23 protein-coding genes, 1 tRNA gene and 3 pseudogenes are annotated in these 21,024 nt (G+C 71.1%); 14 read left to right on the top strand and 13 right to left on the bottom strand.

Annotated features, from left to right (window positions below; genetic code table 11):
• Positions 1–44: 44 nt before the first annotated feature.
• On the top strand, positions 45–647 hold the full coding sequence (locus ACR5MH_RS00325) for a LysE/ArgO family amino acid transporter (protein ID WP_431349119.1): 603 nt from the start codon (positions 45–47) through the stop codon (positions 645–647).
• Between the two features lie 47 nt (positions 648–694).
• On the opposite strand, the gene ACR5MH_RS00320 is transcribed toward ACR5MH_RS00325, so the two are convergent.
• The 4 genes and pseudogenes from ACR5MH_RS00320 to galU all read right to left on the bottom strand — a co-directional run.
• A tRNA-Ala gene (locus ACR5MH_RS00320) sits at positions 695–767 on the bottom strand.
• Between the two features lie 59 nt (positions 768–826).
• Positions 827–1,924, bottom strand: coding sequence for a hypothetical protein (locus ACR5MH_RS00315; RefSeq protein ID WP_431349118.1), 1,098 nt, complete (start codon positions 1,922–1,924; stop codon positions 827–829).
• 118 nt (positions 1,925–2,042) lie between these two features.
• A complete protein-coding gene (locus ACR5MH_RS00310; RefSeq protein ID WP_431349117.1) occupies positions 2,043–2,705 on the bottom strand; it encodes a GNAT family N-acetyltransferase in 663 nt (220 codons plus the stop codon).
• A gap of 129 nt (positions 2,706–2,834) precedes the next feature.
• Positions 2,835–3,710 (bottom strand): annotated as a pseudogene (gene galU, locus ACR5MH_RS00305) (UTP--glucose-1-phosphate uridylyltransferase GalU); the annotation flags it as partial.
• A 59-nt stretch (positions 3,711–3,769) separates the two neighbouring features.
• On the opposite strand from galU, the gene ACR5MH_RS00300 reads away from it, so the two are divergent.
• From ACR5MH_RS00300 to mscL, 3 genes are all read left to right on the top strand, one after another.
• The gene (locus ACR5MH_RS00300; RefSeq protein WP_431349115.1) at positions 3,770–4,354 is read left to right on the top strand and encodes a 5-formyltetrahydrofolate cyclo-ligase; all 585 of its coding nucleotides are present in this window, start codon (positions 3,770–3,772) and stop codon (positions 4,352–4,354) included.
• Between the two features lie 22 nt (positions 4,355–4,376).
• Positions 4,377–4,718: an FmdB family zinc ribbon protein gene (locus ACR5MH_RS00295; RefSeq protein WP_431349114.1), complete on the top strand. Its 342-nt coding sequence runs from the start codon at positions 4,377–4,379 to the stop codon at positions 4,716–4,718.
• 61 nt (positions 4,719–4,779) lie between these two features.
• Positions 4,780–5,220 (top strand): large conductance mechanosensitive channel protein MscL, encoded by a 441-nt coding sequence (gene mscL, locus ACR5MH_RS00290; protein WP_431349113.1) that lies wholly within the window; start codon positions 4,780–4,782, stop codon positions 5,218–5,220.
• A gap of 13 nt (positions 5,221–5,233) precedes the next feature.
• Here mscL and ACR5MH_RS00285 read toward each other — a convergent pair whose 3' ends face one another.
• The 5 genes from ACR5MH_RS00285 to ACR5MH_RS00265 all read right to left on the bottom strand — a co-directional run bounded on the left by ACR5MH_RS00285 (position 5,234) and on the right by ACR5MH_RS00265 (position 11,374).
• Entirely contained in the window at positions 5,234–5,404 is a 171-nt protein-coding gene (locus tag ACR5MH_RS00285; RefSeq protein ID WP_431349112.1) for a hypothetical protein, read from the bottom strand.
• Positions 5,405–5,576: 172 nt separating this feature from the next.
• Positions 5,577–9,341 carry an AAA family ATPase gene (locus tag ACR5MH_RS00280; RefSeq protein ID WP_431349111.1) on the bottom strand — a complete coding sequence of 1,255 codons (3,765 nt, stop codon included), beginning with the start codon at positions 9,339–9,341 and terminating at the stop codon, positions 5,577–5,579.
• Positions 9,342–9,420: 79 nt separating this feature from the next.
• Positions 9,421–9,675 (bottom strand): hypothetical protein, encoded by a 255-nt coding sequence (locus ACR5MH_RS00275; protein WP_433862145.1) that lies wholly within the window; start codon positions 9,673–9,675, stop codon positions 9,421–9,423.
• Complete coding sequence (locus tag ACR5MH_RS00270; RefSeq protein ID WP_433862144.1) at positions 9,636–10,691, bottom strand: MFS transporter; 1,056 nt, start codon at positions 10,689–10,691, stop codon at positions 9,636–9,638. Before ACR5MH_RS00270 ends, ACR5MH_RS00275 begins: the two co-directional genes overlap by 40 nt.
• Positions 10,688–11,374, bottom strand: coding sequence for an ArsR/SmtB family transcription factor (locus ACR5MH_RS00265; protein ID WP_431349109.1), 687 nt, complete (start codon positions 11,372–11,374; stop codon positions 10,688–10,690). Before ACR5MH_RS00265 ends, ACR5MH_RS00270 begins: the two co-directional genes overlap by 4 nt.
• On the opposite strand from ACR5MH_RS00265, the pseudogene ACR5MH_RS00260 reads away from it, so the two are divergent.
• The 6 genes and pseudogenes from ACR5MH_RS00260 (at position 11,373) to ACR5MH_RS00235 (ending at position 16,471) form a co-directional block, all read left to right on the top strand.
• Positions 11,373–12,913, top strand: a pseudogene (locus tag ACR5MH_RS00260) (MFS transporter). The gene ACR5MH_RS00265 and the pseudogene ACR5MH_RS00260 sit on opposite strands and share 2 nt — an antisense overlap.
• A 130-nt stretch (positions 12,914–13,043) precedes the next feature.
• On the top strand, positions 13,044–13,412 hold the full coding sequence (locus tag ACR5MH_RS00255; protein WP_433862143.1) for a FadR/GntR family transcriptional regulator: 369 nt from the start codon (positions 13,044–13,046) through the stop codon (positions 13,410–13,412).
• Positions 13,355–13,756, top strand: a complete 402-nt coding sequence (locus ACR5MH_RS00250) for a FadR/GntR family transcriptional regulator (RefSeq protein ID WP_433862686.1) — start codon at positions 13,355–13,357, stop codon at positions 13,754–13,756. Before ACR5MH_RS00255 ends, ACR5MH_RS00250 begins: the two co-directional genes overlap by 58 nt.
• A 10-nt stretch (positions 13,757–13,766) precedes the next feature.
• Positions 13,767–15,022: pseudogene (locus ACR5MH_RS00245) on the top strand (alpha-hydroxy acid oxidase).
• Between the two features lie 190 nt (positions 15,023–15,212).
• Positions 15,213–16,040 carry a DsbA family protein gene (locus ACR5MH_RS00240; protein WP_431349105.1) on the top strand — a complete coding sequence of 276 codons (828 nt, stop codon included), beginning with the start codon at positions 15,213–15,215 and terminating at the stop codon, positions 16,038–16,040.
• A gap of 101 nt (positions 16,041–16,141) precedes the next feature.
• The gene (locus ACR5MH_RS00235) at positions 16,142–16,471 is read left to right on the top strand and encodes a hypothetical protein (RefSeq protein ID WP_431349104.1); all 330 of its coding nucleotides are present in this window, start codon (positions 16,142–16,144) and stop codon (positions 16,469–16,471) included.
• Here the strand turns inward: ACR5MH_RS00235 and ACR5MH_RS00230 are convergent.
• On the bottom strand, positions 16,468–17,058 hold the full coding sequence (locus ACR5MH_RS00230; RefSeq protein ID WP_431349103.1) for a TetR/AcrR family transcriptional regulator: 591 nt from the start codon (positions 17,056–17,058) through the stop codon (positions 16,468–16,470). The genes ACR5MH_RS00235 and ACR5MH_RS00230 overlap by 4 nt on opposite strands.
• 165 nt (positions 17,059–17,223) lie before the next feature.
• Between ACR5MH_RS00230 and ACR5MH_RS00225 the strand changes: the two genes are divergently transcribed.
• From ACR5MH_RS00225 to ACR5MH_RS00215, 3 genes are read left to right on the top strand one after another with little or no spacing between them, the layout of a single operon-like run.
• On the top strand, positions 17,224–17,820 hold the full coding sequence (locus ACR5MH_RS00225) for a DUF6230 family protein (RefSeq protein ID WP_431349102.1): 597 nt from the start codon (positions 17,224–17,226) through the stop codon (positions 17,818–17,820).
• Positions 17,811–18,446, top strand: a complete 636-nt coding sequence (locus tag ACR5MH_RS00220) for a DUF6114 domain-containing protein (RefSeq protein WP_431349101.1) — start codon at positions 17,811–17,813, stop codon at positions 18,444–18,446. Before ACR5MH_RS00225 ends, ACR5MH_RS00220 begins: the two co-directional genes overlap by 10 nt.
• Positions 18,443–19,162, top strand: coding sequence for a hypothetical protein (locus ACR5MH_RS00215; protein WP_431349100.1), 720 nt, complete (start codon positions 18,443–18,445; stop codon positions 19,160–19,162). The genes ACR5MH_RS00220 and ACR5MH_RS00215 overlap by 4 nt, the downstream gene beginning before the upstream one ends.
• Positions 19,163–19,246: 84 nt before the next feature.
• Here the strand turns inward: ACR5MH_RS00215 and ACR5MH_RS00210 are convergent, their stop codons facing one another.
• Together ACR5MH_RS00210 and ACR5MH_RS00205 are read right to left on the bottom strand one after the other, a co-directional pair.
• Positions 19,247–19,858 carry a DUF1992 domain-containing protein gene (locus tag ACR5MH_RS00210; protein ID WP_433862142.1) on the bottom strand — a complete coding sequence of 204 codons (612 nt, stop codon included), beginning with the start codon at positions 19,856–19,858 and terminating at the stop codon, positions 19,247–19,249.
• A 387-nt stretch (positions 19,859–20,245) separates the two neighbouring features.
• Positions 20,246–20,449 carry a cold-shock protein gene (locus ACR5MH_RS00205; RefSeq protein WP_382458966.1) on the bottom strand — a complete coding sequence of 68 codons (204 nt, stop codon included), beginning with the start codon at positions 20,447–20,449 and terminating at the stop codon, positions 20,246–20,248.
• Between the two features lie 89 nt (positions 20,450–20,538).
• Between ACR5MH_RS00205 and ACR5MH_RS00200 the strand changes: the two genes are divergently transcribed.
• Positions 20,539–20,790, top strand: a complete 252-nt coding sequence (locus tag ACR5MH_RS00200) for a helix-turn-helix domain-containing protein (protein ID WP_431349098.1) — start codon at positions 20,539–20,541, stop codon at positions 20,788–20,790.
• Between the two features lie 10 nt (positions 20,791–20,800).
• Here ACR5MH_RS00200 and ACR5MH_RS00195 read toward each other — a convergent pair whose 3' ends face one another.
• Entirely contained in the window at positions 20,801–20,956 is a 156-nt protein-coding gene (locus ACR5MH_RS00195) for a hypothetical protein (protein WP_431349097.1), read from the bottom strand.
• Between the last annotated feature and the right edge of the window lie 68 nt (positions 20,957–21,024).

Below are 21,024 nucleotides of genomic sequence, written 5' to 3'. Positions count from 1 at the left end.
GTAAATCAAGCTGTACTGATGACGCGCCCGTTCCCTATCGTCGAATGGTGCTCTCCGTCTACCTCACCGGCCTCGGCTCGGCCGCCGCCCTCATCGTCGCCATCGGCGCGCAGAACGCGTTCGTCCTCCGGCAGGGGCTCCGCCGCGAGCACGTCCTGGCCGTGGTCGCGATCTGTGTCGCGAGCGACGCGCTCCTGATCGCTGCGGGGGTCGCCGGGATCGGGACGCTGGTGAAAGCGGCCCCGCTCGCGCTCACGATCGTGCGCTGGGCCGGGTTCGCGTTCCTGGTCGGGTACGCGGTGTTCGCCGCCGTGCGCGCCGTCCGCCCGAGCACCCTGACGGCCGCGACCTCCGGGGGCGGCACGCTCGCCGCGGCGATCGGCACCTGCCTCGCGATCACGTGGCTGAACCCGCACGTGTACCTCGACACTGTGCTCCTGCTGGGCTCGCTGTCGGCGACGCACGGCGACCCGGGCCGCTGGGTGTTCGGCGCGGGAGCGGCGACGGCCAGCCTGCTCTGGTTCGTCGTGCTCGGATTCGGCGCCCGGGTGGCCGCCCCGGTGTTCGCGCGGCCGGCGGCCTGGCGCGTGCTGGACGCGGGGATCGCGGTGCTGATGCTGGTGCTGGCGATCATGCTGGTGGTGTGAACTCAACGAAAAAGGACCGCCAGCTCTGGCGGTCCTTTTCCCTGCGGTGGAGCTAAGGAGATTCGAACTCCTGACCTCTTCGATGCGAACGAAGCGCGCTACCAACTGCGCCATAGCCCCGGGGGGATTGCTTAGAAACAATAGCACCCTCGCGGTGCCGAGTCGAAATCGAGCGGGGCTCAGCTCGCGGCTCGGCGGCGGCGGAGGACGGCGTCCAGGTCGAGGGCTCCGTCGTCGACCGCGCCGACGATTCCCATGCTCGAGTACACGCTCGGGACGGCCTCCACGACCGGCGCGGAAGCCGGACGCGAGGCGACGGCCACGGCGACGGGCGCGGCCTCCTGCGCCACCGCGACCGGGCGCAGCAGCACCGGAGCCGGCACCGCGGGCGTCGCCTCGGCGACCGCGGTCGCCTTCCGTTCGAACTCCGCGCGGGCGGCCGAGCGGCGCAGCTCGGCGGCGGCGTCCACCGACGCCATCGCAGCCGCGGCGACGGTTCCGGGCGACAGGTGCAGCGGCTTCGGAAGCGGCTGCGGGGTCCAGCTCTGGCGCAGGGCCTCCTGCACTGGGAGGTCGTGCTTGGCGTCGTCGTAGAGCGCGGGCGACGCGGGAGCGGCCGGGATGAACGGGACGGGAGCGGGCATGGCCTTCGCCGAGCGGGACAGGCGGCCCAGCATCCCGAGGGCGGCCGCCGTGACGGCGGCGGACGCGGCGGGCAGCAGCCAAGCGCCGGTCGCGAACAGCAGCGCGCCGCCGGAGGCGACCCCGACCAGTCCGGCGACCAGCAGAAGCGTGCAGACGGCGCGGGTCCGGCGCAGCCGGCGACGGCGCTGGGGCGAGAGCACCGGACGCGCGTTCAGCGCCGCGAGCTCGCGCGCCCGCTGGGCCGCTGCGGCGCGGGAGGCCCGCTCCAGGGCGATGGCCTCGGAGGCCGCGCGCTCGGCCTCCTCCGCGGCCTGCCGACGCTCCTCGGCGACGGCCAGCTCGCGGCGGGCGTGAGCGGCGGCCTCCGCGCGTGCGGTGGCCAGCCGTCTCTCCTCCGCCTTGCGGAGGATGCGCTGCTGCTCCGCGACCGTCCTCGCGGTCGCCTCCATGCGGACCTCGTCCGGAAGCTCACTCGTCTCGGCCAGGATGCGCAGCGTCTGCTGCAGCCTGACAGCGTTGCGCTCGGTCGCCAAGTACTCGCGGCGACGCAGCCACACCGGGACGAGGTAGGCCAGCCAGAGGGCGGCCGCGATGGCGACGACCACCCCTCCGCCCATCACATCCCCAGTCATGCCTCTACGGTAGGGGTCGACCGGGCGGCGTCCCGGTCAGCGCCCGGGTGTGTCTTCGATGGAGACGACTCTCAGCGTGCGTACGACGGGCATGCGGCACGCACAGAGCGACGCACTCTCAGTGCCGCCGGGCCACCGGCAGCGGGATGGCCGCCGCCGCACGATCCTCCGCCGTCACCGCGGCGGCGTCCTCCGGCGCCTCGCCGTCCATCCAGCGCCGCAGGACGCCCTGCTGCAGCTCCTCCGACACCAGGCCGAAGCAGTAGTGGTCGCGCCAGTCGCCGTTGATGTGGATGTAGCGCCGGCGCAGCCCCTCGTAGCGGAAGCCGAGCTTCTCGACCACGCGCAGGCTCGGCGCGTTCTCCGGGCGGATGCAGATCTCCATGCGGTGCAGGCCGAGTTGGTAGAAGCAGTAGTCGGTCGCGAGCGCCACGGCGGTCGGCGTGATGTTGCGGCCGGCGAACTCCTCCGCGATCCAGTAGCCGATGGTTGCGCTGGAGAGCGAGCCGTAGGTCACCGACGACACGTTGAGCTGGCCGGCCAGCCGTCCGTCGTACTCCACGATGAACGGGAGGCCGTGTCCGGCGCGCGCGTTCGCCAGCAGGGAGCGGATGCTCGCGCGCGTGTCGAACGCCCCCGGCGCGTAGGGGCTGGTGGCCTCCCACTGCCGCAGCCAGGACCGGTTGTCGAGCAGCGAGCGCTCCAGGGCGCGCGCGTCCCGCAGGCGGATCGGTCGCAGTCCGATGCGTCCCTCGCTGAGCGTGGGGATGACGAACGCCACAGCGTCCTCCTTCTGCGGCGACCGTTCGCCGCAGGTATGACGCTAGCGGTTTCCGCCCTCCGATGCGTCAGCCGTGTCGATGGGCATCTCGTCGAGGATCTCGCGCGGCTCGTCGCGGAGGCCGTCGGCGAATTCCTTCAGCCACGGCCGGAGCTCCGGACCGAGATCCTCGCGGTCGACCGCGAGCTGCACGATCGCCTTGATGTAGTCGAGGCGGTCGCCGGTGTCGTACCGGCGGCCGCGGAAGACGACGCCGTACACCCCGCCTGTCCAGTCCGGCGCCTCCGCCATCGACTGGAGCGCGTCGGTGAGCTGGATCTCGCCGCCGCGGCCGGGCTCCGTGCGCTCGAGCACGTCGAACACCTCCGGGCGCAGCACGTAGCGGCCGATGATCGCGTAGTTGGAGGGCGCCTTGTCCGCGTCCGGCTTCTCGACCAGGCCCGTGATACGGACCACGTCGTCGTCGCCGGTCTCCTCGATCGCGGCCGCGCCGTACAGGTGGATGGACTCGGGAGGCACCTCCATCAGCGCGATGACGGTCGCATTGTAGTGCTGCTGCACCTCGAGCATGTGCTGCAGGAGGTCGTCGCGGGAGTCGATGATGTCGTCACCGAGCAGCACCGCGAACGGCTCGCGCCCCACGTGCATCTTGGCGCGCAGCACCGCATGGCCGAGGCCCTTCGGGTCGCCCTGGCGGACGTAGTGGAGGTCGGCGAGCGAGGTCGAGTAGTTGACCTTCTCGAGCCGGTCCGTGTCGCCCTTCTTCTTGAGCGTTTCCTCCAGCTCGGCGTTGCGGTCGAAGTGGTTCTCGAGCGCGTTCTTGTTGCGCCCGGTGATCATCAGCACGTCGTGCAGTCCGGCCGCGACGGCCTCCTCGACCACGTACTGGATGGCCGGCTTGTCGACGACCGGCAGCATCTCTTTCGGCATCGCCTTGGTCGCCGGGAGGAACCGGGTGCCGAGGCCGGCCGCAGGGATCACTGCTTTCGTCACGTGAGTAGCCATACCCAGCACACTATCCGCATTTCGATCGGGCTCCCGGAGCGATCTTCTAGGATTGCGCTATGGAGACCGACACAGCAGCCCATCGAAAGCGCGCACTGCGCGCCGAGCTGCGCGAGCGCCGGCAGAACCTGACGAGCACCGAACGACAGGCCGCGACCGCCGGAATCACCCGGAACTTGGTCGACCTGACGACCGACCTCTCAGCCCGGTCCGTGGCCTGCTACCTGTCGACGACGATCGAGCCCGACACCCGTCCGTTCGTCAACTGGGCCGTCGCCCAAGGGCTGCGCGTGCTGCTCCCGGTCTCCCGCGCGGACGGCCTCCTGGACTGGACCACCGGCGACGGCGAGACCGAGACCGAGGGCCTGTTCGGGATGCCGGAGGCCGTCGGCGAGCTGCTCGGACCGATCGCGATCAACGACGTCGACCTCATCGTCGTGCCGGCCGCCGCCGTCGACGCGACCGGGATGCGGATGGGCTGGGGCCGCGGCTATTTCGACAAGACGCTCGGCAGCATGGAAAAATGTCCCCCGGTGTACGCCGTCGTGTTCGACGGCGAGCTCGTCGACGAGGTCCCGCGCGAGCGGCACGATCAGCCGGTCGACGGCGCGGTCACCCCGACTCGCATCGTCCAGTTCACCTGACCCACCCAGCACACGGAAGACCATGCCCACTTACTCCTACTCGTGCCGCGACTGCGGCCACGCCTTCGACATCCACCAGGCGTTCACCGACGACGCGCTCACGGTCTGCCCGAACTGCGGCGGCCACTTGCGCAAGGTGTTCGGCACGGTCGGCGTGACGTTCAACGGGTCCGGGTTCTACCGGACCGACTCGCGCGGCGGGGCGAAGACGGGTGGAGGGTCGTCGTCCGGCCCCTCGTCGTCGGGCTCGTCGGGCTCGTCGTCCTCGTCTTCCTCGTCTACGGGCTCGTCTTCCGGCTCGTCGTCGTCTTCTTCCGGCTCGTCGGGCTCCGCCTCGTCGTCCTCATCGGGCTCCGCAGCCTGATTCCGCGCCCGCCCGGGCGCACAGCACCACCAGTTCCATCCACCTGGCGAAAGGACCGGTCTTGCTCAAAGGCTTCCGAGAGTTCATCCTCCGTGGGAACGTGCTCGACCTGGCGGTCGCGGTCGTCATCGGCGCCGCGTTCACCGCGGTCGTCACGGCGATCGTGACGAACCTGATCAACCCCGTGATCAGCGCGTTCTTCAAGCAGAGCGACCTCAGCCACGCGATGGTGGTCACCATCAACGGGTCGAGCATCAAGTTCGGCGCGATCCTCGGCGCGCTCATCAACTTCCTGATCGTCGCGGTCGTGGTCTACTTCGTCTTCGTCTTCCCGATCAACAAGATCAAGGAGCGGGCGGACCGTCTGCGCAAGAAGGGCGTCGTGCAGCCGGACGCCCCGGTCACCGACCTCGACCTGCTCACGGAGATCCGCGACCTCCTGAAGGCGCAGCAGGCGCCGCCGTCGGCGAACGCCGGCCGGCACGCCGACCCGCTGCCGTAAGCGGCAGCCGAACTCAGTAGTGCGGCGGCACGTCCCGTCGCAGCTGCTCGTCGTTCGGCGACCAGGAGCCTTCCTCGCCGTCACGCTCAGGAATATGCGGCGTGGGGTCGGCGCCCGGAGCGCCCTCCCGCCGTACGCGCCGCGACCGGCGCGCGGGGCGTTCGTCGTCGGGCTTGTCGTTCACCACTCCAGCGTAGCCGTGCCACGCCCCCGAGGACGTGCCACGCCCTCGAGCGATTCGTCACGAATGTCGTGATTCGCGAACGCCTACATTCGCGCCGAATGTCGCGAATAGCGGCGCCAAAAGCGACATTCGTCACGAATGTCGCGAACCACGAATGCCGGCGGCGGAACCGTCAGAGTTGCGGGAGCGTGATGGGCGCGGTTTCGGTGCTCGCCTCGTCGTTGACGCCGATGAGGCGGGCGACCCGGGAGGCGACGGCGTCCGGGTCGGCGAACAGCTCGAAGCTGTGGACGCGCAGGTAGTGCCAGCCGAGGCGGCGCAGCACGTCCGGGCGCAGCCGGAGGGATTCCCGGAGGCTGCCGCGGTTGACGTCCTCGTCCGTCTCGACCACGACGGCGCGGCCCGCGTTCGACGCCACCAGCGTGAGCTTGCCGCGGTAGCCGATCTGCACATCCAGCCCTCGGCGCGCCAGGCGCTTTGCGAGATCGACCACCATCGGGTCGGCGTCCGGGCTCAGGTACTCGGGCGCTGCGGCCTGGAGCTGGTCTGCCTCCCCCAGCACCTGGGCGAGCGCCGCGATGCCGTGACGCATCCGGGAATCGTCGATGTCGTCGGGGCGGAAGCAGGAGACGATGTCCATGCCGCGGCGCGCGCGGGTCATGCCGACCGCGAGCAGGCGGTCGCCGCCCGGCTCGGCGAGCGCGCCGAAGTTGGACAGCAGGCGGCCGTGCGGAGTGCGGCCGTAGCCGATCGAGAACACGACGCGGTCGCGGCTCTGGGCGACGGACTGCTCCAGCGTGACGACGGTGAACGGCTCCGGCCGGTCGCCCAGGATGAAGTCCGCGAGCTCGTTCCGCTTGGCGAACGCGGAGAGCACCGCCTGGTTGACGCGCACCGCGTGCCGTTCGCTCGCGGTGATGACCATGAGGGACTCGCGCGGCCGCTCGGTCGCGTGCCGCAGCACGAGCTCGACGACCTTCGCCACCTCGGCGTCCGTGCTCTCCACGGCGCCGGTGTCCGTGTCGGGCATCCCCTGGCCGCCGGTGACGTAGTGGAGGGCGAGACTGCCGTGGCCGAGGTAGGTGCCGGCCCACGGGAGGGAGTCGATGTTGCCGCCGTAGAACCGGCGGTTGACCAGCTCGGCCAGGTCTTCGCCGCCGGCCCGGTAGCTGCGGGCAAGCGTGAAGACGGGCAGCAGCTCGGAGAGCCGGGCGAGCGCCGAGTCGGCGTGCAGGGAGTCCACATCCGCGGTCTCCACCGTCGTGCCGTACTCGTGCACGCCGACATCGAAGCGGGACGGGGTCTGGGTCACCGGGTCGCCGAACGCGACGACCTGACGGGCCCGGCGCAGCACGGGGACGTTCTCGGCGAGGGTGGAGGCGCCGGCGTCGATGAGCACGACGGTGTCGAACGCGACCTCGGCGTCGATGGCGGGGACCTCATAGGGCGAGACCAGCCAGACCGGGGCGAGCGGGCGCGCGAGATGCGGTGCCGCGGCGTTGAGCGTCGCCGCGGTGGGCGCGCTCGTCGTCAGCAGCTTCTTGAGCGCCTTGGCCTCCTCCGGCCAGTCGACGATGCCGATCTTCCAGGTCTCGGCGAGCATCCACGCGAGCTGCTTGCCGGTCGCGGAGGCGTGGGCTTCGTCCACCAGGCGGAAGTCCGCCTCCAACCGGTCGAGCACGCTGGTGTTGCCGCTGAGGAGGGCGCGGTCGGAGGCCAGCAGCGCCTCCAGCACCGACTGCCACCAGGCCAGCTCCAGCTCGGCGCTGACCTGCGACTCCGGCACGTGCCGCACGGACAGGTCGGACAGCAGCGGGTCCAGCCCGCGCTCGCGGAGCAGCCCGAGCAGCGCAGTGCGCTCCTGCAGGTTGGCGAGCACCTCGGACTCGGCCGCGAGGCCGGCGACCTGGCGGGTCAACTCCTCGACCGGGAGGGCGGCGAGGGACTGCGGGGTCCCGACGCGGCGCAGCGGGATGTCGAGCCGGGCGAGGTCCTCCGCGACGCGTTGGTACGCGACCTGCACGTCCGCGATGCCGACCGGCACCTCGGGCAGGACGCCGGCGACGGCGAACCGGTTCCAGAGGATGCGCTGCTGCTGGATGCGGCGCAGGGCCTCGTTGAGGTCGGTGACGTGCACGCCGGGGCGGACGTACTCCAGGGCGAGCTTGCGCAGCCGGCGGCGGTTCGCGCCCGACATGGCGGGCGACTCGCGGCGGGAGGAGGTCGCGGCGATCAGCTCGGCGATCGAGCGGTCGAACACGGCAGGCGTGAAGCGGTCGAGAGTCTCCCGCACGTCGAGCAGCAGCCGCAGGTAGACGCCGAGTTCGGCGATCGACTCGAACGGCCGCATCCGGGTCTGCCCGATCAGCGCCTTGGCGCGGTCCAGCAGTCGGGGCAGCTCGGCGCGGCTGAGCTTCTTGGCCAGGTCGTGGGCGGCCTTGCCCTCCTCGGTCGTGCCGAAGGAGGCGCCGTACCAGGGCGAGTCGTTGGGTCCGTAGCGGAACTCGCCGAGACGGGCGGCACGGATCAGCGCGTCCGCCGCGGCGTCGCGCCCGGACGCGAGGACCTCGATGGAGGCCCGGCTGAGGCGCGCGGTCGTGGACGGCGGCGCGGGCAGCAGCGCGAGCCGGGACAGCTCGCGCAGGGCGTCCAGCACCGAGACGTGCAGCACCGGGTCGCGGCGGGCGAGCGCCGCGCGGTAGTCCAGGAGCACTTTGCGGAGGCGGACGAGCGCGTCGTCCACGTCGGTGACGCGCGGCTGCTCGGCCTTCTCGTTGCGGCCGATCGACTGGATGAGGTCGCGGCGGAGGCTCCGCGGCGTGACGGCGAGGCCGGGCAGGCCGACCTTCGCGAACCGCTGGGCGATGTCCTCCAGGCTGGAGCGCCGGGGACCCACGACCAGGACGCGTTTGTGCTGCGCGACCAGTGCGCCGACCGCGTTGACGACGGTCTGGGTGCCACCGGTGCCCGGGAGGGTCTTCACGACGAGCGAGTTGCCCGCGGCGATCTGGGCGACGACGTTCTCCTGCGCCTCGTCGGCGTCGAGCAGGAGCGAGTCGGTGGCCGGCGGCCGCTCGTCCTGGCGGACGGGCTGGGCCGGGTTGAAGGCGCTCTCGATCGTGGTGCGCGCGGTCGGGTTGCCGGCGAGGGCGTCCAGGAGCGTGGTGTCCAGGTCGTCGGCCTCGGCGCGCAGCGCGGGCGCGACGTCCACGAAGGAGGACACCACCAGGCGCGGCTGGACGTTGAACCAGGGCAGGTGGGAGGTGAGGCCGCGCAGCCGGTCGATCACCGGCTGCGGCTTGAAGGCGCCGTTGTCGAGGGCGAGCGCCACGAACGCGCTGGCGTCGAGCGTGATCTGGAACTGCTCGGCCAGCGCCTTCGACAGCTCCGGGTTGAGGAACGGCTGGCCCTTGAGCTTCAGCTCGAAGTCCCGGCCGTAGCGGCGGATCGCCATCGGGCGCAGCAGGATCGGCGCCATGAACTCGTCGGTGCCGTGCCGCCACTGCGCGAGACCGATCGCAAGATGTACGGATTCGATGCCGCGCACCGAGCGCAGCTCGATGCCCTTCGCCGTGATCGCGTTGGCCGCGGCGCGCGCGGTGCGCAGGGCGAGCTCGTCCCGGATCAGGCTGGAGAGCAGCGTGCTCTGCCCGGTGATGAACTGCGGGAGGCCGCCGGGATGCGTCGTGCTCAATTCGATGCGCGTCCGCGGGCTGTCCTCGAAGTGCAGCAGCGGCGAGTCGCCGCCGATCGCCGCGATCTCCTTGCGCCAGCGCGCCCACACCGGCTCGGCGATGTTGCCGGCCACGAGACCGGCCTCGCCGAGGCTGAGCGTGTGCGGCGAGGTGGTGTTGGCGGCCGGTCGCAGGGCGTCGCCCTCCGGCACGTCGGACGTCATGTCGTCGTCGTCCTCGCTCTTCCTATCCAGTCGCCACACACCGACACCCTACGTGCCGATCCGCGAAACATCTGGCAATCGGCCGGGTTTCGCGTCAAGTCGCCGCGTCGGACGGGCCTCAGGACGGCGTCGTGCGTGCGGCGGCCGGCTCCGGCGCGGCCTCCCGGGATGCGCGGCGGCCGCCGAGGAAGAGCAGCGCGAGCACACCGCACAGGAGATAGAGGGAGGCCTGCACGTCGAGCACCCGGACTGCGCCGACGGAAGCGGCGATGAGCCCGGCCACCAGGAGGCCGACGCCCTGGGCCGCGCCGGAGATCGTCCTCACCGCCGCGATCACCCGCCCGAGCGTGGCGCGCGGCGTGACCGTCTGCACGAGCGTGATCTCCCCGTCTCGGTCGCGACCGCAGGCAGGCCCATCGCGATGAACAGCCCGGCATAGACCCACACCGCGGTGGTGACGGGCGCCAGGTTCCAGGTGAGCAACGAGAGCGCGCCGAACACCAGGTAGCCGATCCCGATCAGCCAGCGCGGCGCGACCCGGCGCACCAGCAGCCCGGCGAGGAGGCCGCCGAGCACGCCGCCGATCGCCTGCACGCCGCGCAGGACGCCGACTTCCGTGCCCCCGGCGTGCAGGTTCTCGGTCACGTAGACGATGAAGAGGACGAGGAACACGCCCTGCGCCACGCTCCCGATCACGGCGATGACCGCCACTGTCGCAAGCTCCCGGCTGCGGACGATGGTGGCGATGCCCTCCAGCCACTCGCGCAGGAGGCGGCGCTCGACCGCGGGGGCGGACTCCTCCCCCGGCTCCGGGACACGCGGCGCGAGCGGGCGGGTGAGCGCGACCAGGAGGGCGGTCACGGCGAAGGACACGGCGTCCACCGCCACGACGCCCGGGAGTCCGGACACCGCGAAGGCGAGGCCGCCGAGCGGCGAGCCGACCAGCCGTGCGAGGTTGTCGGCGATGGCGAGGAGCGCGTTGCCTCTGCCGAGCTCGTCCGGCTTCAGCAGACGCGGGACCATCGACTGCCGCGCCGGGTTCATGACCGCGCCGAGGCAGGACTGCACGGCGGCGACCGCGTACACGATGCCCATCCGGTCCGGGCCGGCGGCGAGCAGCGGCAACAGTGCCAGGCCCTGGATGAGCGCGGTGACGATCATGGTGCGCCGCGGGTCCCAGCGATCGACCAGCACGCCGAGGAAGGTGCCGGCGAGCAGCATCGGGATGAGTTCGGCGAGGAACACGGTCGACGCGCCGAGCGCGGACCCGGTCGCCGAGAACGCGAACAGCGGGAGGGCGATCATCAGGAGCCAGTCGCCGGTGTCGGAGACGAGTCCGGCCGACCAGATCAGCGCGTAATCGCGGCGGAGCAGCGGAGAGCGGGTCACGGCTCGGTCCCTTCGTTCTGGCCGGGCTGCTTCTGGCCGGGCTGCTTCTCGGCGGGCTCCTTCTCGGCCGGCTCCTTCTCGGCGGGGTGCCGGAAGGCGTTGAGGCCCAGCACCACCACCGCGCTGTCGTCGGGCGCGTCCGCCCGGGTGAGCGCGATGTACGGGCGGATGAGCGCGTCCAGCCGCTCCCCCAGCTCGCGGAGCTCGCCGGGCGTGATCCGCAGCGCGTAGCCGGAGAGGATGCTCGCCTCCCGCCACTCGGGCGGCACGCTGTCGCGCTCCGCGATCGAGCGGTGCAGGCGCGCGGCGTCCTCGTCGATCTGGTGATCGGCGAAGAAACGCTCGACGGAGTCGGCGCCGAACCGCATGGCCGGGTCCTCGGTGCGGCCGAGTGTGAGCCCGGTGGCGGTCGACTGCCAGGGGCGCTCGCGGCCGTCCTCTGCCTCCACCCGCTCCACGAGGCCGAACTTGGCCAGGGCGCGCAGGTGGTAGCTGCAGTTGGAGGGCGTGGAGCCGACCGCATCGGCGCACTCGCTCGCAGTGCTCGCGCCGAACGACATCAGGTGGTCGAGCAGCGCGAGCCGGAGCGGGTGGGCGAGCGCCCGGAGTGCCCGCGGGTCGGTGACCGTTCGCCGGTCCTCGCGGCGGCCTCCCTGCGGCCGATCATCCGATGTGAAAGACATGTTTCAGATTGTGCGCGCTGCTTTCTTTCACGTCAAGTCGAACGGATCGCTCGGTGGCGGGAATGATCCCCACGAAGGGCTGTTGTTCACAGGGATGAACGAAATCTCCCGGGCGAGCGTCGGTTTCCGTTCCGAACGCGGACCGATCCTGATCGCACTCATGCTGACGACAGGACTGGTCGCGATCGACGCGACCATCCTCGCCACCGCTGTCCCCTCGATCGTGCGCGACCTGGGCGGCTTCGCTTCGTTCCCGTGGCTGTTCTCCATCTATCTGCTGGCGCAAGCGGTCTCCGTGCCGGTCTACGCCAAGCTCTCCGACACGGTCGGGCGGAAGCCGATCGTCCTCGCGGGCATCGGGCTGTTCTTCCTCGGCTCGGTGCTCTGCGGGTTCGCCTGGAGCATGCCGGCGCTCATCGCGTTCCGCGCCCTGCAGGGCTCGGCGCCGGCGCTATCCAGCCGATGTCGATGACGATCGCCGGCGACATCTACACGGTCGCCGAGCGCGCGAAGACGCAGGGTTACCTCGCGAGCGTCTGGGCGATCTCTTCGGTCGTCGGTCCGACGCTCGGCGGGCTGTTCTCGCAGTTCCTGTCCTGGCGGTGGATCTTCTTCGTCAACGTGCCGCTCTGCATCCTGGCGGCGTGGATGCTGATCCGCAGCTTCCACGAGAGCATCGAGCGGAAGAAGCACCGCATCGACTATGCGGGATCCGTTCTGCTGACCGCCGGGATGTCGCTGCTCATCCTGGCGGTGCTGGAGGGCGGCCAGGCCTGGGCGTGGGACTCGGTCTGGAGCATCGGCGCGTTCGCGCTCGGCGCCCTCCTGCTGGTCGCCTTCGCGTTCGTCGAGCGCCACGCGGCCGAGCCGGTCATGCCGCTGTGGGTGTTCTCGCGCAGGCTGCTGGTCACGACCACGCTCGTCTCACTCGGGATCGGCGCCATCCTGATCGGCCTCACCTCGTACGTCCCCACCTATCTGGAGGCCACGGTCGGGGCTCCCCCACTGGTCGCCGGCCTCGCGGTCGCCGCGCTGACGCTCGGCTGGCCGATCGCGGCCAGCATCTCCGGACGGTTCTATCTGCGGATCGGATTCCGCAGCACGGCCCTGCTCGGCACGGGCATCGCGATCGTCGGGACCATCATTCTGGCCGCGACGAGTGTGCACCCGAGCGTGCTGTTCGTGGCCGTGAGCTGTTTCGTCGTCGGGCTCGGGATGGGCCTCGTGGCGACTCCGACGCTGATCGCGGCGCAGTCGAGCGTGTCCTGGAGCGAGCGCGGCGTGGTCACCGGGACGAACATGTTCGCGCGCTCGATCGGCAGCGCGGTCGGCGTGGCGGTCTTCGGCGCGATCGCGAACGCGATCATCCTCTCCAGCACCGGCGGCGCGCACTCGCCCGCGGCCGTGCAGGGCGCGTCGACCGCGGTCTTCACGGCGGTGGCCGTGGTCGCGGCGCTGACCATCGTGGCAGGCGTCGCGATGCCGCGCTCGCGCGTCGAGGACGTCGAGTTCGGGCGCGCGCCGGCCGCCGCCGACTGACCCACGACCTCCGCAGAGGGTCGCAACACGCCGTCATCCCGGTGCGATGACGGCGTGTTGCGACCCCTCTGCTGCGTGCTGGTAATGTGTGGTCTGACCATATGGTCCGACCACAGGAGGAGCCAGCGTCATGACGACGGAGCCGAAGGCGTGGGAGAGCGTGCTCGCCCGCATCGAGGAGCGCCTCGTCGACGGCCGGCTGCGGCCCGGCGACCACCTGCCGCCCGAGCGCGCGCTGTCCGCAGAGTTCGGCGTCGCCCGCTCCAGCGTTCGCGAGGCGATCCGGGTGCTGGAGGCGATGGGCCTGATCCGCACCCAGACCGGGTCGGGGCCGAGCTCCGGCGCGATCATCGTGGCGCGACCGCTCGGCGGGATGCAGGCGCTGATGCGCCTCCAGGTCGCCGCGAGCGGGTTCCCGGTCGCCGACGGGTCAGCACGCGACTGCTGCTGGAGTCGTCGGTCGCGGGCGAGCTCGCCGAGCGCGGGTCCGCCGACCTGACCGACGCCCGGCAGCTCCTCGACGCGATGGACGACACCGCCCTCACCGCGCAGGAGTTCTTGGCGCTCGACGCGCAGTTCCACCTCGCCCTCGCGGAGGCGGCCGGCAACACGGTCGTCGCCACGACGATGGCCGGCCTCCGCAGCTCGATCGAGGGCTATGTGCTCGCCGGCGCCGCTCGCATCCCCGAGTGGGAGGTCATGGCCGCCCGGCTCCGCGCCGAGCACCGCGGCGTGATCGACGCCATCGACGCCGGCGACCCGACGGCGGCGCGCACCCGCATCCACGACCACATCAGCGGCTACTACCGCGACGCACACACCCTGTCCACCGACGCACGTTAGGCACACGAACATGGTCACCCGCCAACTCCCCAGGCCCGCCGAGCTGCTCGAGCTCATGTCCTTCAAGAAGCCCGAGTTCGACGCGAAGAAGCGCCGGCTGAGCGCCGCGCTCACGATCGAGGACCTGCGCGCGATCGCGAAGCGCCGCACGCCGAAGGCCGCCTTCGACTACACCGAGGGCGCCGCGGAGGGCGAGCTGTCGCTGGCCCGCGCGCGGCAGGCGTTCCAGGACATCGAGTTCCACCCGTCGATCCTGCGCGACGTGTCCACGGTCGACACCTCGTGCGAGATCTGGGGCGGCCCGTCGGCGATGCCGTTCGGGATCGCGCCGACCGGCTTCACCCGCCTGATGCAGACCGAGGGCGAGGTCGCCGGAGCGGGAGCCGCGGGCGCGGCCGGCATCCCGTTCACCCTCTCGACGCTCGGCACGACCTCCATCGAGGGTGTGAAGGCCGCCAACCCCAACGGACGCAACTGGTTCCAGCTCTATGTGATGCGCGACCGGGAGATCTCCTACGAGCTGGTGCGCCGTGCCGCCGCGAACGGGTTCGACACCCTGTTCTTCACTGTCGACACCCCGGTCGCCGGCGCACGCCTGCGCGACAAGCGCAACGGCTTCTCCATCCCCCGCAACTCACCCTGGGCACCATCGTCAACGCCATCCCGCGGCCGTGGTGGTGGTACGACTTCCTCACCACGCCGAAGCTGGAGTTCGCGTCGCTGTCCTCCACCGGCGGCACGGTGGGCGAGCTGCTCGACTCCGCCATGGACCCGTCGATCAGCTTCGCCGACCTCGACATCATCCGCAGCATGTGGCCGGGCAAGATCGTCGTCAAGGGCGTGCAGAACGTGGAGGACTCCCGGAAGCTCGTGGACCTCGGCGTCGACGGCATCGTGCTCTCCAACCACGGCGGCCGCCAGCTCGACCGTGCGCCGATCCCCTTCCACCTGCTGCCGAAGGTCGTGGAGGCGGTCGGCGACCGCACCGAGGTCGCGATCGACACCGGCATCATGAACGGCGCGGACATCGTCGCCGCCTATGCGCTCGGCGCGAAGTTCGCGCTGATCGGACGGGCCTACCTGTATGGGCTGATGGCGGGCGGCCGCGCCGGCGTCGACCGCACCATCCAGATCCTCGGCGACCAGATCGTGCGCACCATGAAGCTCCTGGAGGTGCCGACCCTCGCCGACCTGACGCCGGCGCATGTGACGCAGCTCCAGCGCCTCGTCCCGGTCGCGTCCCCCGGCGCGACGGCGCGGGTCTGACGCGCCCGGCCGGATCCGCCCGAACTCCAGCGGGCGCTCGGCGCATCCAAAGCTTTTGCCCATACGCTTGCTTCTCGGATACCGTCCCACTTTCTCGAATGGAATGACCTGAATGGCTGCTACGGGCAGAGGCGCCGCGACCCCGACGAAGAACGATCGCCGAGCCGAGGCGCGCGAGACCGCTCGCCGCATGCGCGAGGAGGCCGCGAAGAAGGCCAAGCGGCGCAAGATCGTCGTCCAGAGCTCGGTGATCGTCGGCATCATCGCGGTGCTCGCGATCATCGGCGTCGTCATCTTCACCACCGTCGGCGGGACCAGCAGCGTCGCCAACCCGAAGAACATGCTCAGCGGCGGCATCCTGCTGACCCAGGCCGACAAGGCGGTCACGACGCCGGCGATCGCGCCCGGCGCCAAGCCCACGCCGACGAAGCAGACGCTCGACGGCAAGACCGCGCACATCCAGATCTGGCTCGACTACCAGTGCCCGTACTGCGACCAGTTCGAGACCACGAACTCCTCCCAGATGAAGCAGTGGATGTCGGACGGCTCGGCGACGCTCGAGATCCACCCGATCGCGATCCTCGACTCCAGCACCAACAACCAGTATTCGACCCGCGCCGCGGCGGCGATGTCGTGCGTGGCGAACTACGAGCCGGACAAGTACTTCGACCTCAACAGCGTGCTGTTCGCCAACCAGCCGAACGAGCAGACCGGGTCGGGGCTGACGAACGCCAAGATGCTGTCCCTGTTCAAGAGCAACGGGGTCAGTTCGTCGGACATCACCAAATGCGTGAACGACCAGACGTTCTCGAAGTTCGTCACCGACCGCACGAACGACGCGGTGTCGAACTCGCAGCTCAAGAACCCGTCGACCGGCAGCTTCGGCACCCCGACCGTGTTCGTGAACGGCGAGCGCTACCAGGGCGGCTTCACCAACGCGTCGCAGTTCGCGGCCTTCGTCGCGGCGGCGGTCAAGGACGCCGGCTCGAGCGGCACGTACAGCTTCCCGAAGCCGTAGGCGTTTCCGGCCCCCTCTCCTGCCGCCCCCGCGCGCGGGTGTACCTTCGGCGCGAACGGGCGGAGAGCACGAGAAGCTCGAGCGCACGAGAGGAGACGGGCATGGACGACCGCATTCCGGAGGACGGCGCGGACGAGCCGGAGATCGGCGACTCCGACGCCGGTGACACAGCCGGCTGGGTGGACCCCGGCGACGGCGAGGTCGACTACGCGCTGGACGACCCGATCGCGGAAGCCGACTTCGCCGACGAGCTGGTGACGAACGACGGCGTGGCCGGCGAGACCGTGTGGGACGGCCCGGGCGACGGGAACGACGGGCCGACCGGCGGACAGCCGCGGGAGGCCGAGCCCTACTACGACGAGCACGATCCGGAGGGGAATCCGGGCGACGGCGTCCTCACCCAGGACGACGTCGACGAGGAAGGCATCTAAGCGGGGACGGCCTCCACCACCCCGTTCGCGCTGCGCTCCAGGAACGCGACGATGTCGCCGGACGGGAGGTCGGTGCCGATCGCGCTGGCGACCAGCACGTCCTCCGCGAACGCGATCCAGGAGCGCAGGCCGATGCGCAGCAGCGGGGTGTCCGCTGCGCCGAGCTCGAGGAACACGGCGAGGACGCGTTCGGCCTGCTCGGCCCTGGCCTCCTCGATCACCACGCGGACCTCCTCGTCGCCGCTCGCGACGCCGCGCACCAGCGAGTAGAACGTCCCGCTGTGGTCGCGCACGAAGGCGACGATCCGGGTCAGGGTGTCGTGCAGGCGTTCGCGCGGCGGCAGAGCGGGGACCGGCTCCGTGGCGTGCAGCATGCTGTCGCGCGCGGTGCGGACGACCTCCCGGTGCAGCCCCTGCTTCGACCCGAAGTAGTGGAACAGGAGGGCGCGCGACACCCCGGCCCGCGCCGACAGCTCCTCGATGGTCAGGGTGTCGAGCGGCTGGTCGGCGAGGTGCGCGACCCCGAGCGCGACGAGCTGGGCCCGGCGCTCGTCCGGGGTCAGCCGGGTGCGCCGATCGGTGTCCATGCGTCGAGCCTAGGCGCTCTCCGACGCGTCGGGAGTTGCGCCACGAGGACCGGAACGGTCTTTCCGTCCCCCATTCGGCCGACTATTGACAAACGGTCAATAGCGTCTAATCTCGTCGTGGGAACGACCGCACAGTCGCTGTCAAGCCCCCGAACAGGAGGATCGATGAAGTTCCGTAAGCTCGCCGGCTCCCACGCCGGACGCATCGTGCTCGCCGCCGTGCCCGTCGCGCTGGTCTCGACGGTGCTGATGACCGGGGTCGCGCAGGGGGCCGTCCCCGTCTCGTTCGCCGTCTCCGGCAGCCAGTTCCAGATCAGCGCCTCGAAGCTCGACGGCACCGGCTTCTCGCAGTACGCCGGCGTCGCCCCCGACACCGCGGGCAAGCAGCACCAGGTCGCGATCGCCAACATCAAGTCGGCCACCCTCGCCGACCTGTGCCAGTCGGTCGTCTCGGACACGCCGCTCGGCAAGGTCGGCATCCTGATCACGGCGGGTGGCGGCGGAAATCCGGCCAGTGCCTCCGACCTCCAGATCGGCATGACGGACCTCGGCGGAGATGCCCAGTTCCACAACATCCGCATCGGCGTCGACGCCTCGACGGTCAACACGGCCGCCAAGGGCAGCGCCGGCGACTTCGCCCAGGACGCGGACACGGTGACCATCTCGCACCTGCAGCAGACCGCGTGGAGCACGCAGGCCTCGGTCTTCACGCTCACCGGCATGCACGTGCAGCTCACGGACGGGTCGAAGGGATGCTTCTGAGCCGCCCGGGGACGAGGAACGCGATGGTCGGGCCGGAGGCGGGGATGCCCGAGGACGAGTCCGCGTCGTCGGAGGTGTCGGCGCTGCTGACGACGTCCGACGACGCTGAAGAGACGGTGGACGGATTCGAGCCCGCCGCCGCGGAGCCCGCCGAAGCCGCTCCGACCGACGACCGGACGGCCCGGCAGCGCTTCCGCGCCTGGCGGCGCGCCCGCCCCTTCACCGGCGGACTCCTGACGGCGCTCGGCGGGATCGAGATGTTCTTCTCCGGACAGCTCGACATCGGCCGCATCCACGTCCAGCTCGGCATCGAGGGGCTGCAGGCGACGATCATCCCCGTCCTGCTCCTGCTGCTCGGCGTACTCGTCATCGCGATGCCCGCGCACCGGATCTTCTACGGCGTGATCGCACTGGCCATCGCGGTGTACTCGCTCGTCGGCGTCAACCTCGGCGGCTTCTTCATCGGGATGCTGCTGAGCACTGTCGGAGGCGTGCTCGCGGTGGCATGGATGCCGCCCGAGCAGCGCGGCGAGAGCCGCCGGCGCGGACGGCGTCGCGAAGGCGCCCCGGCCGACGCGACCGACGCCGGCCCGGACGGCGAGAGCACGGCGGAGGAGACCGCGTGAGGGCCCGCAGAGGCTCCGCCGGCGTCGCTCTCGCGGCCGGTCTCGCGCTGGCCGGCGCGCTGACCGGGCTCGGCGCGGCCCCGGTGCCGGCCGACACGGCGCGCACGGCGGCTCCGGCCTCCCTCTGCATCCCGATCTTCTCCTCGTGCGACTCCTCGTCTCCGACGCCGTCGCCGTCCCCGTCGTCCGGCGCACCCTCCCCCGTGCTGCCGCTGCCCGGCCTCCCGAGCACGCCGGGCACGCCGGCGACCGGCACAGCGACCCCGACCCCCGCGCCGACGGCGGCCTCGCCGGACGGCGGAGCTCCCGTCTTCACCCAGCCGCCCGCGCAGCTCGGCAGCAACTCGCTGTCGTTCACGGGCCTCAAGGGCGTCACTCTCGTGACCGTCCCGCTCGCGGACGGCAGCCGCGTCCCCGTGCTGAAGATCTCGGCGGACTCCATCACGATCCAGGGCTTCAGCCTCAACGTGCGGAAGCAGACCGGTCCGGTCCTGCTGACCACCGCGGACACGATGACGCTGAGCGGCAACGTGCAGGTCTACCTCGATTCGGCGACCGCGACCCTCCCGGACGGCACGCCGCTCACCCTCGGCGCCTCCACCCCGCCGCCGAACAACACGCTGCCCGGGCAGCTCCTGCGCGTGACGCTCGGCCTGGTGGGCGCGACCGCCGACTCCATCGTCTACACGAACACCAAGCAGCACCTCTCGGAGTGACCCGTCCCTCGGCAGAGGGGTCGCAACACGCCGTCATGCGGTCCGGATGGCGGCGTGTTGCGACCCCTGTCCGGCCCGGCGCGGTCAGCGTCCCTTGCGAAGGCGAAGGCGAAGGCGACGGCGTTCGCGGCGGCCGAGCGCCGCCAGCGCCTCCGCCTCCGCGCGCCGGGCCGACTCGGCCGCGCGGAGGCGGGCGTTGCGGCGCTCGGTCCAGCGCGCGACCTCCTCGTCGGCGTCGCGGGTCGGCGTGACGACGGGAGGACCGCCCTGGAGCTGCCGCCGGGCGTCCACCACCCGGCGGTTGAATTCGGCCACGTGGTCGCGCACGGCCCGCTCGGAGCCGAGCCGGTCGAGCGTCGCATCGAACTCGGCGTGCTCGGTGCGCAGCGTGAGCGCAGGCGGACCGAGGCCGGTGAGCTGCTCGCGTTCGATCTTGCGGCGGATCCACCAGTCCGGGTCGTGCGTGCCGGTGAGCCCGGGCAGCGGCTTGCCCGCGCCGGGCAGATCGTCGAAGTCGCCGCGGCGGATCGCCTGCTGGATCGCGTTCTCGATCACGTGCGCGCGCTGGTCCATCGTCGGCTGCCCGGCGTTGACCTCCTCGACCTCTTCGCCGCGCGCCTCGGCCCCCCGGCGCAGACGGTAGCGTGCGGCCTCGACCCGGGCGTCGGGCTCGGAGCGCGGGCTGTCGTCGGCCATGCCGCCAGCCTACGCCGGGAGCGTCGGCCGGCCCTGGCCGCACGTCGGTGGCGCGAGAAGAGCTACGCCGACATCCGTTCGTTCGCGAGGCTGACGCAGGGAGGCCGCTTCACGGCGTGGGAGAACCCCGGCGCAGTCGCACGCGCGATCCTGGCCCTGGAGGCAGCGGCCCGCTGAAATCGGCTCCGCAACCCGGTTGACAACCAGTAGGGCCCGCATAGTGTGTGCACTAAGCAACCGGATGGCAGGCCGAACCGCATGGGGACGGGCGGCAGTACTGCGTTCCCGGTGGGCGATGGCCCGGCCGTTTCAGGCCGGGCCATCTCCCGGCTTCCTGCCCATATCATCGCTGTGGGCGGAAGCCGGATCTCTCGGCTCCGACGGGTGTCAGAGCGGGCGGATGTTGGAGGCCTGCATCCCCTTCGGCCCCTGGGTGAGGTCGTACTCGACCTTCTGATTCTCCTCGAGCGTCCGGTAGCCCTGCGAGGAGATCTCGCTGAAGTGGGCGAAGACGTCGGCACTGCCGTCATCCGGGGCGATGAACCCGAACCCCTTCTCTGCGTTGAACCATTTGACGGTGCCTGTAGCCATCGTTTCTTCCTTCGTTGTCTTCTCCGTACGCTCGATCGAGCGCATGGCACTGCCAGGCTACTCCCCGACGGCTTGTTAGCATTCATCGCGTGCAATCGGAAAGCAACGTGATCGCCGACCGGATCGGCGAGAACATCCGTGGCCGGCGGGAACGTCTGCTCTTCACGCTGGAGGAGCTGGCCCGGCGCGCCGACCTCCAGGAGCACACGCTCTGGCGGATCGAGCGGGGCACGATCATGCCCTCGGTGCTGAATCTGGTGCTCCTGGCCGACGTGCTGGAGTGCCGGCCGGGCGACCTGCTGCACGGGGTGTCGGCGACGATGGGCGACGAGGCGCGCTGAGCCGGTCCGCTCAGTCGTAGCCGAGGATGACGACCTCGGCGTCGGCCACGAATGCGCCGCCGAGTCCGCCGATCCCGAGGGCGCTCCCGAGCCCGAGGGGCGCGCCGGTGTGCGCTCCCTCTGCGGGGTGAACCCGGGTCCGGTCTTCCTCGACGATGGCGGTCATGTCAAGGATGGTAGGCGCGTGGCCGCGGCGTCAGAATCGACACCGCGTCCAATGTTCGGGCATGGATC

The sequence above is a fragment of the Streptomyces sp. L7 genome, assembly GCF_050990935.1.
Lineage (GTDB): Bacteria > Actinomycetota > Actinomycetes > Actinomycetales > Microbacteriaceae > Leifsonia.
The sequence above is the reverse complement of the archived record's forward strand: the minus strand, read 5'-3'. Positions and strand labels throughout refer to the sequence as shown.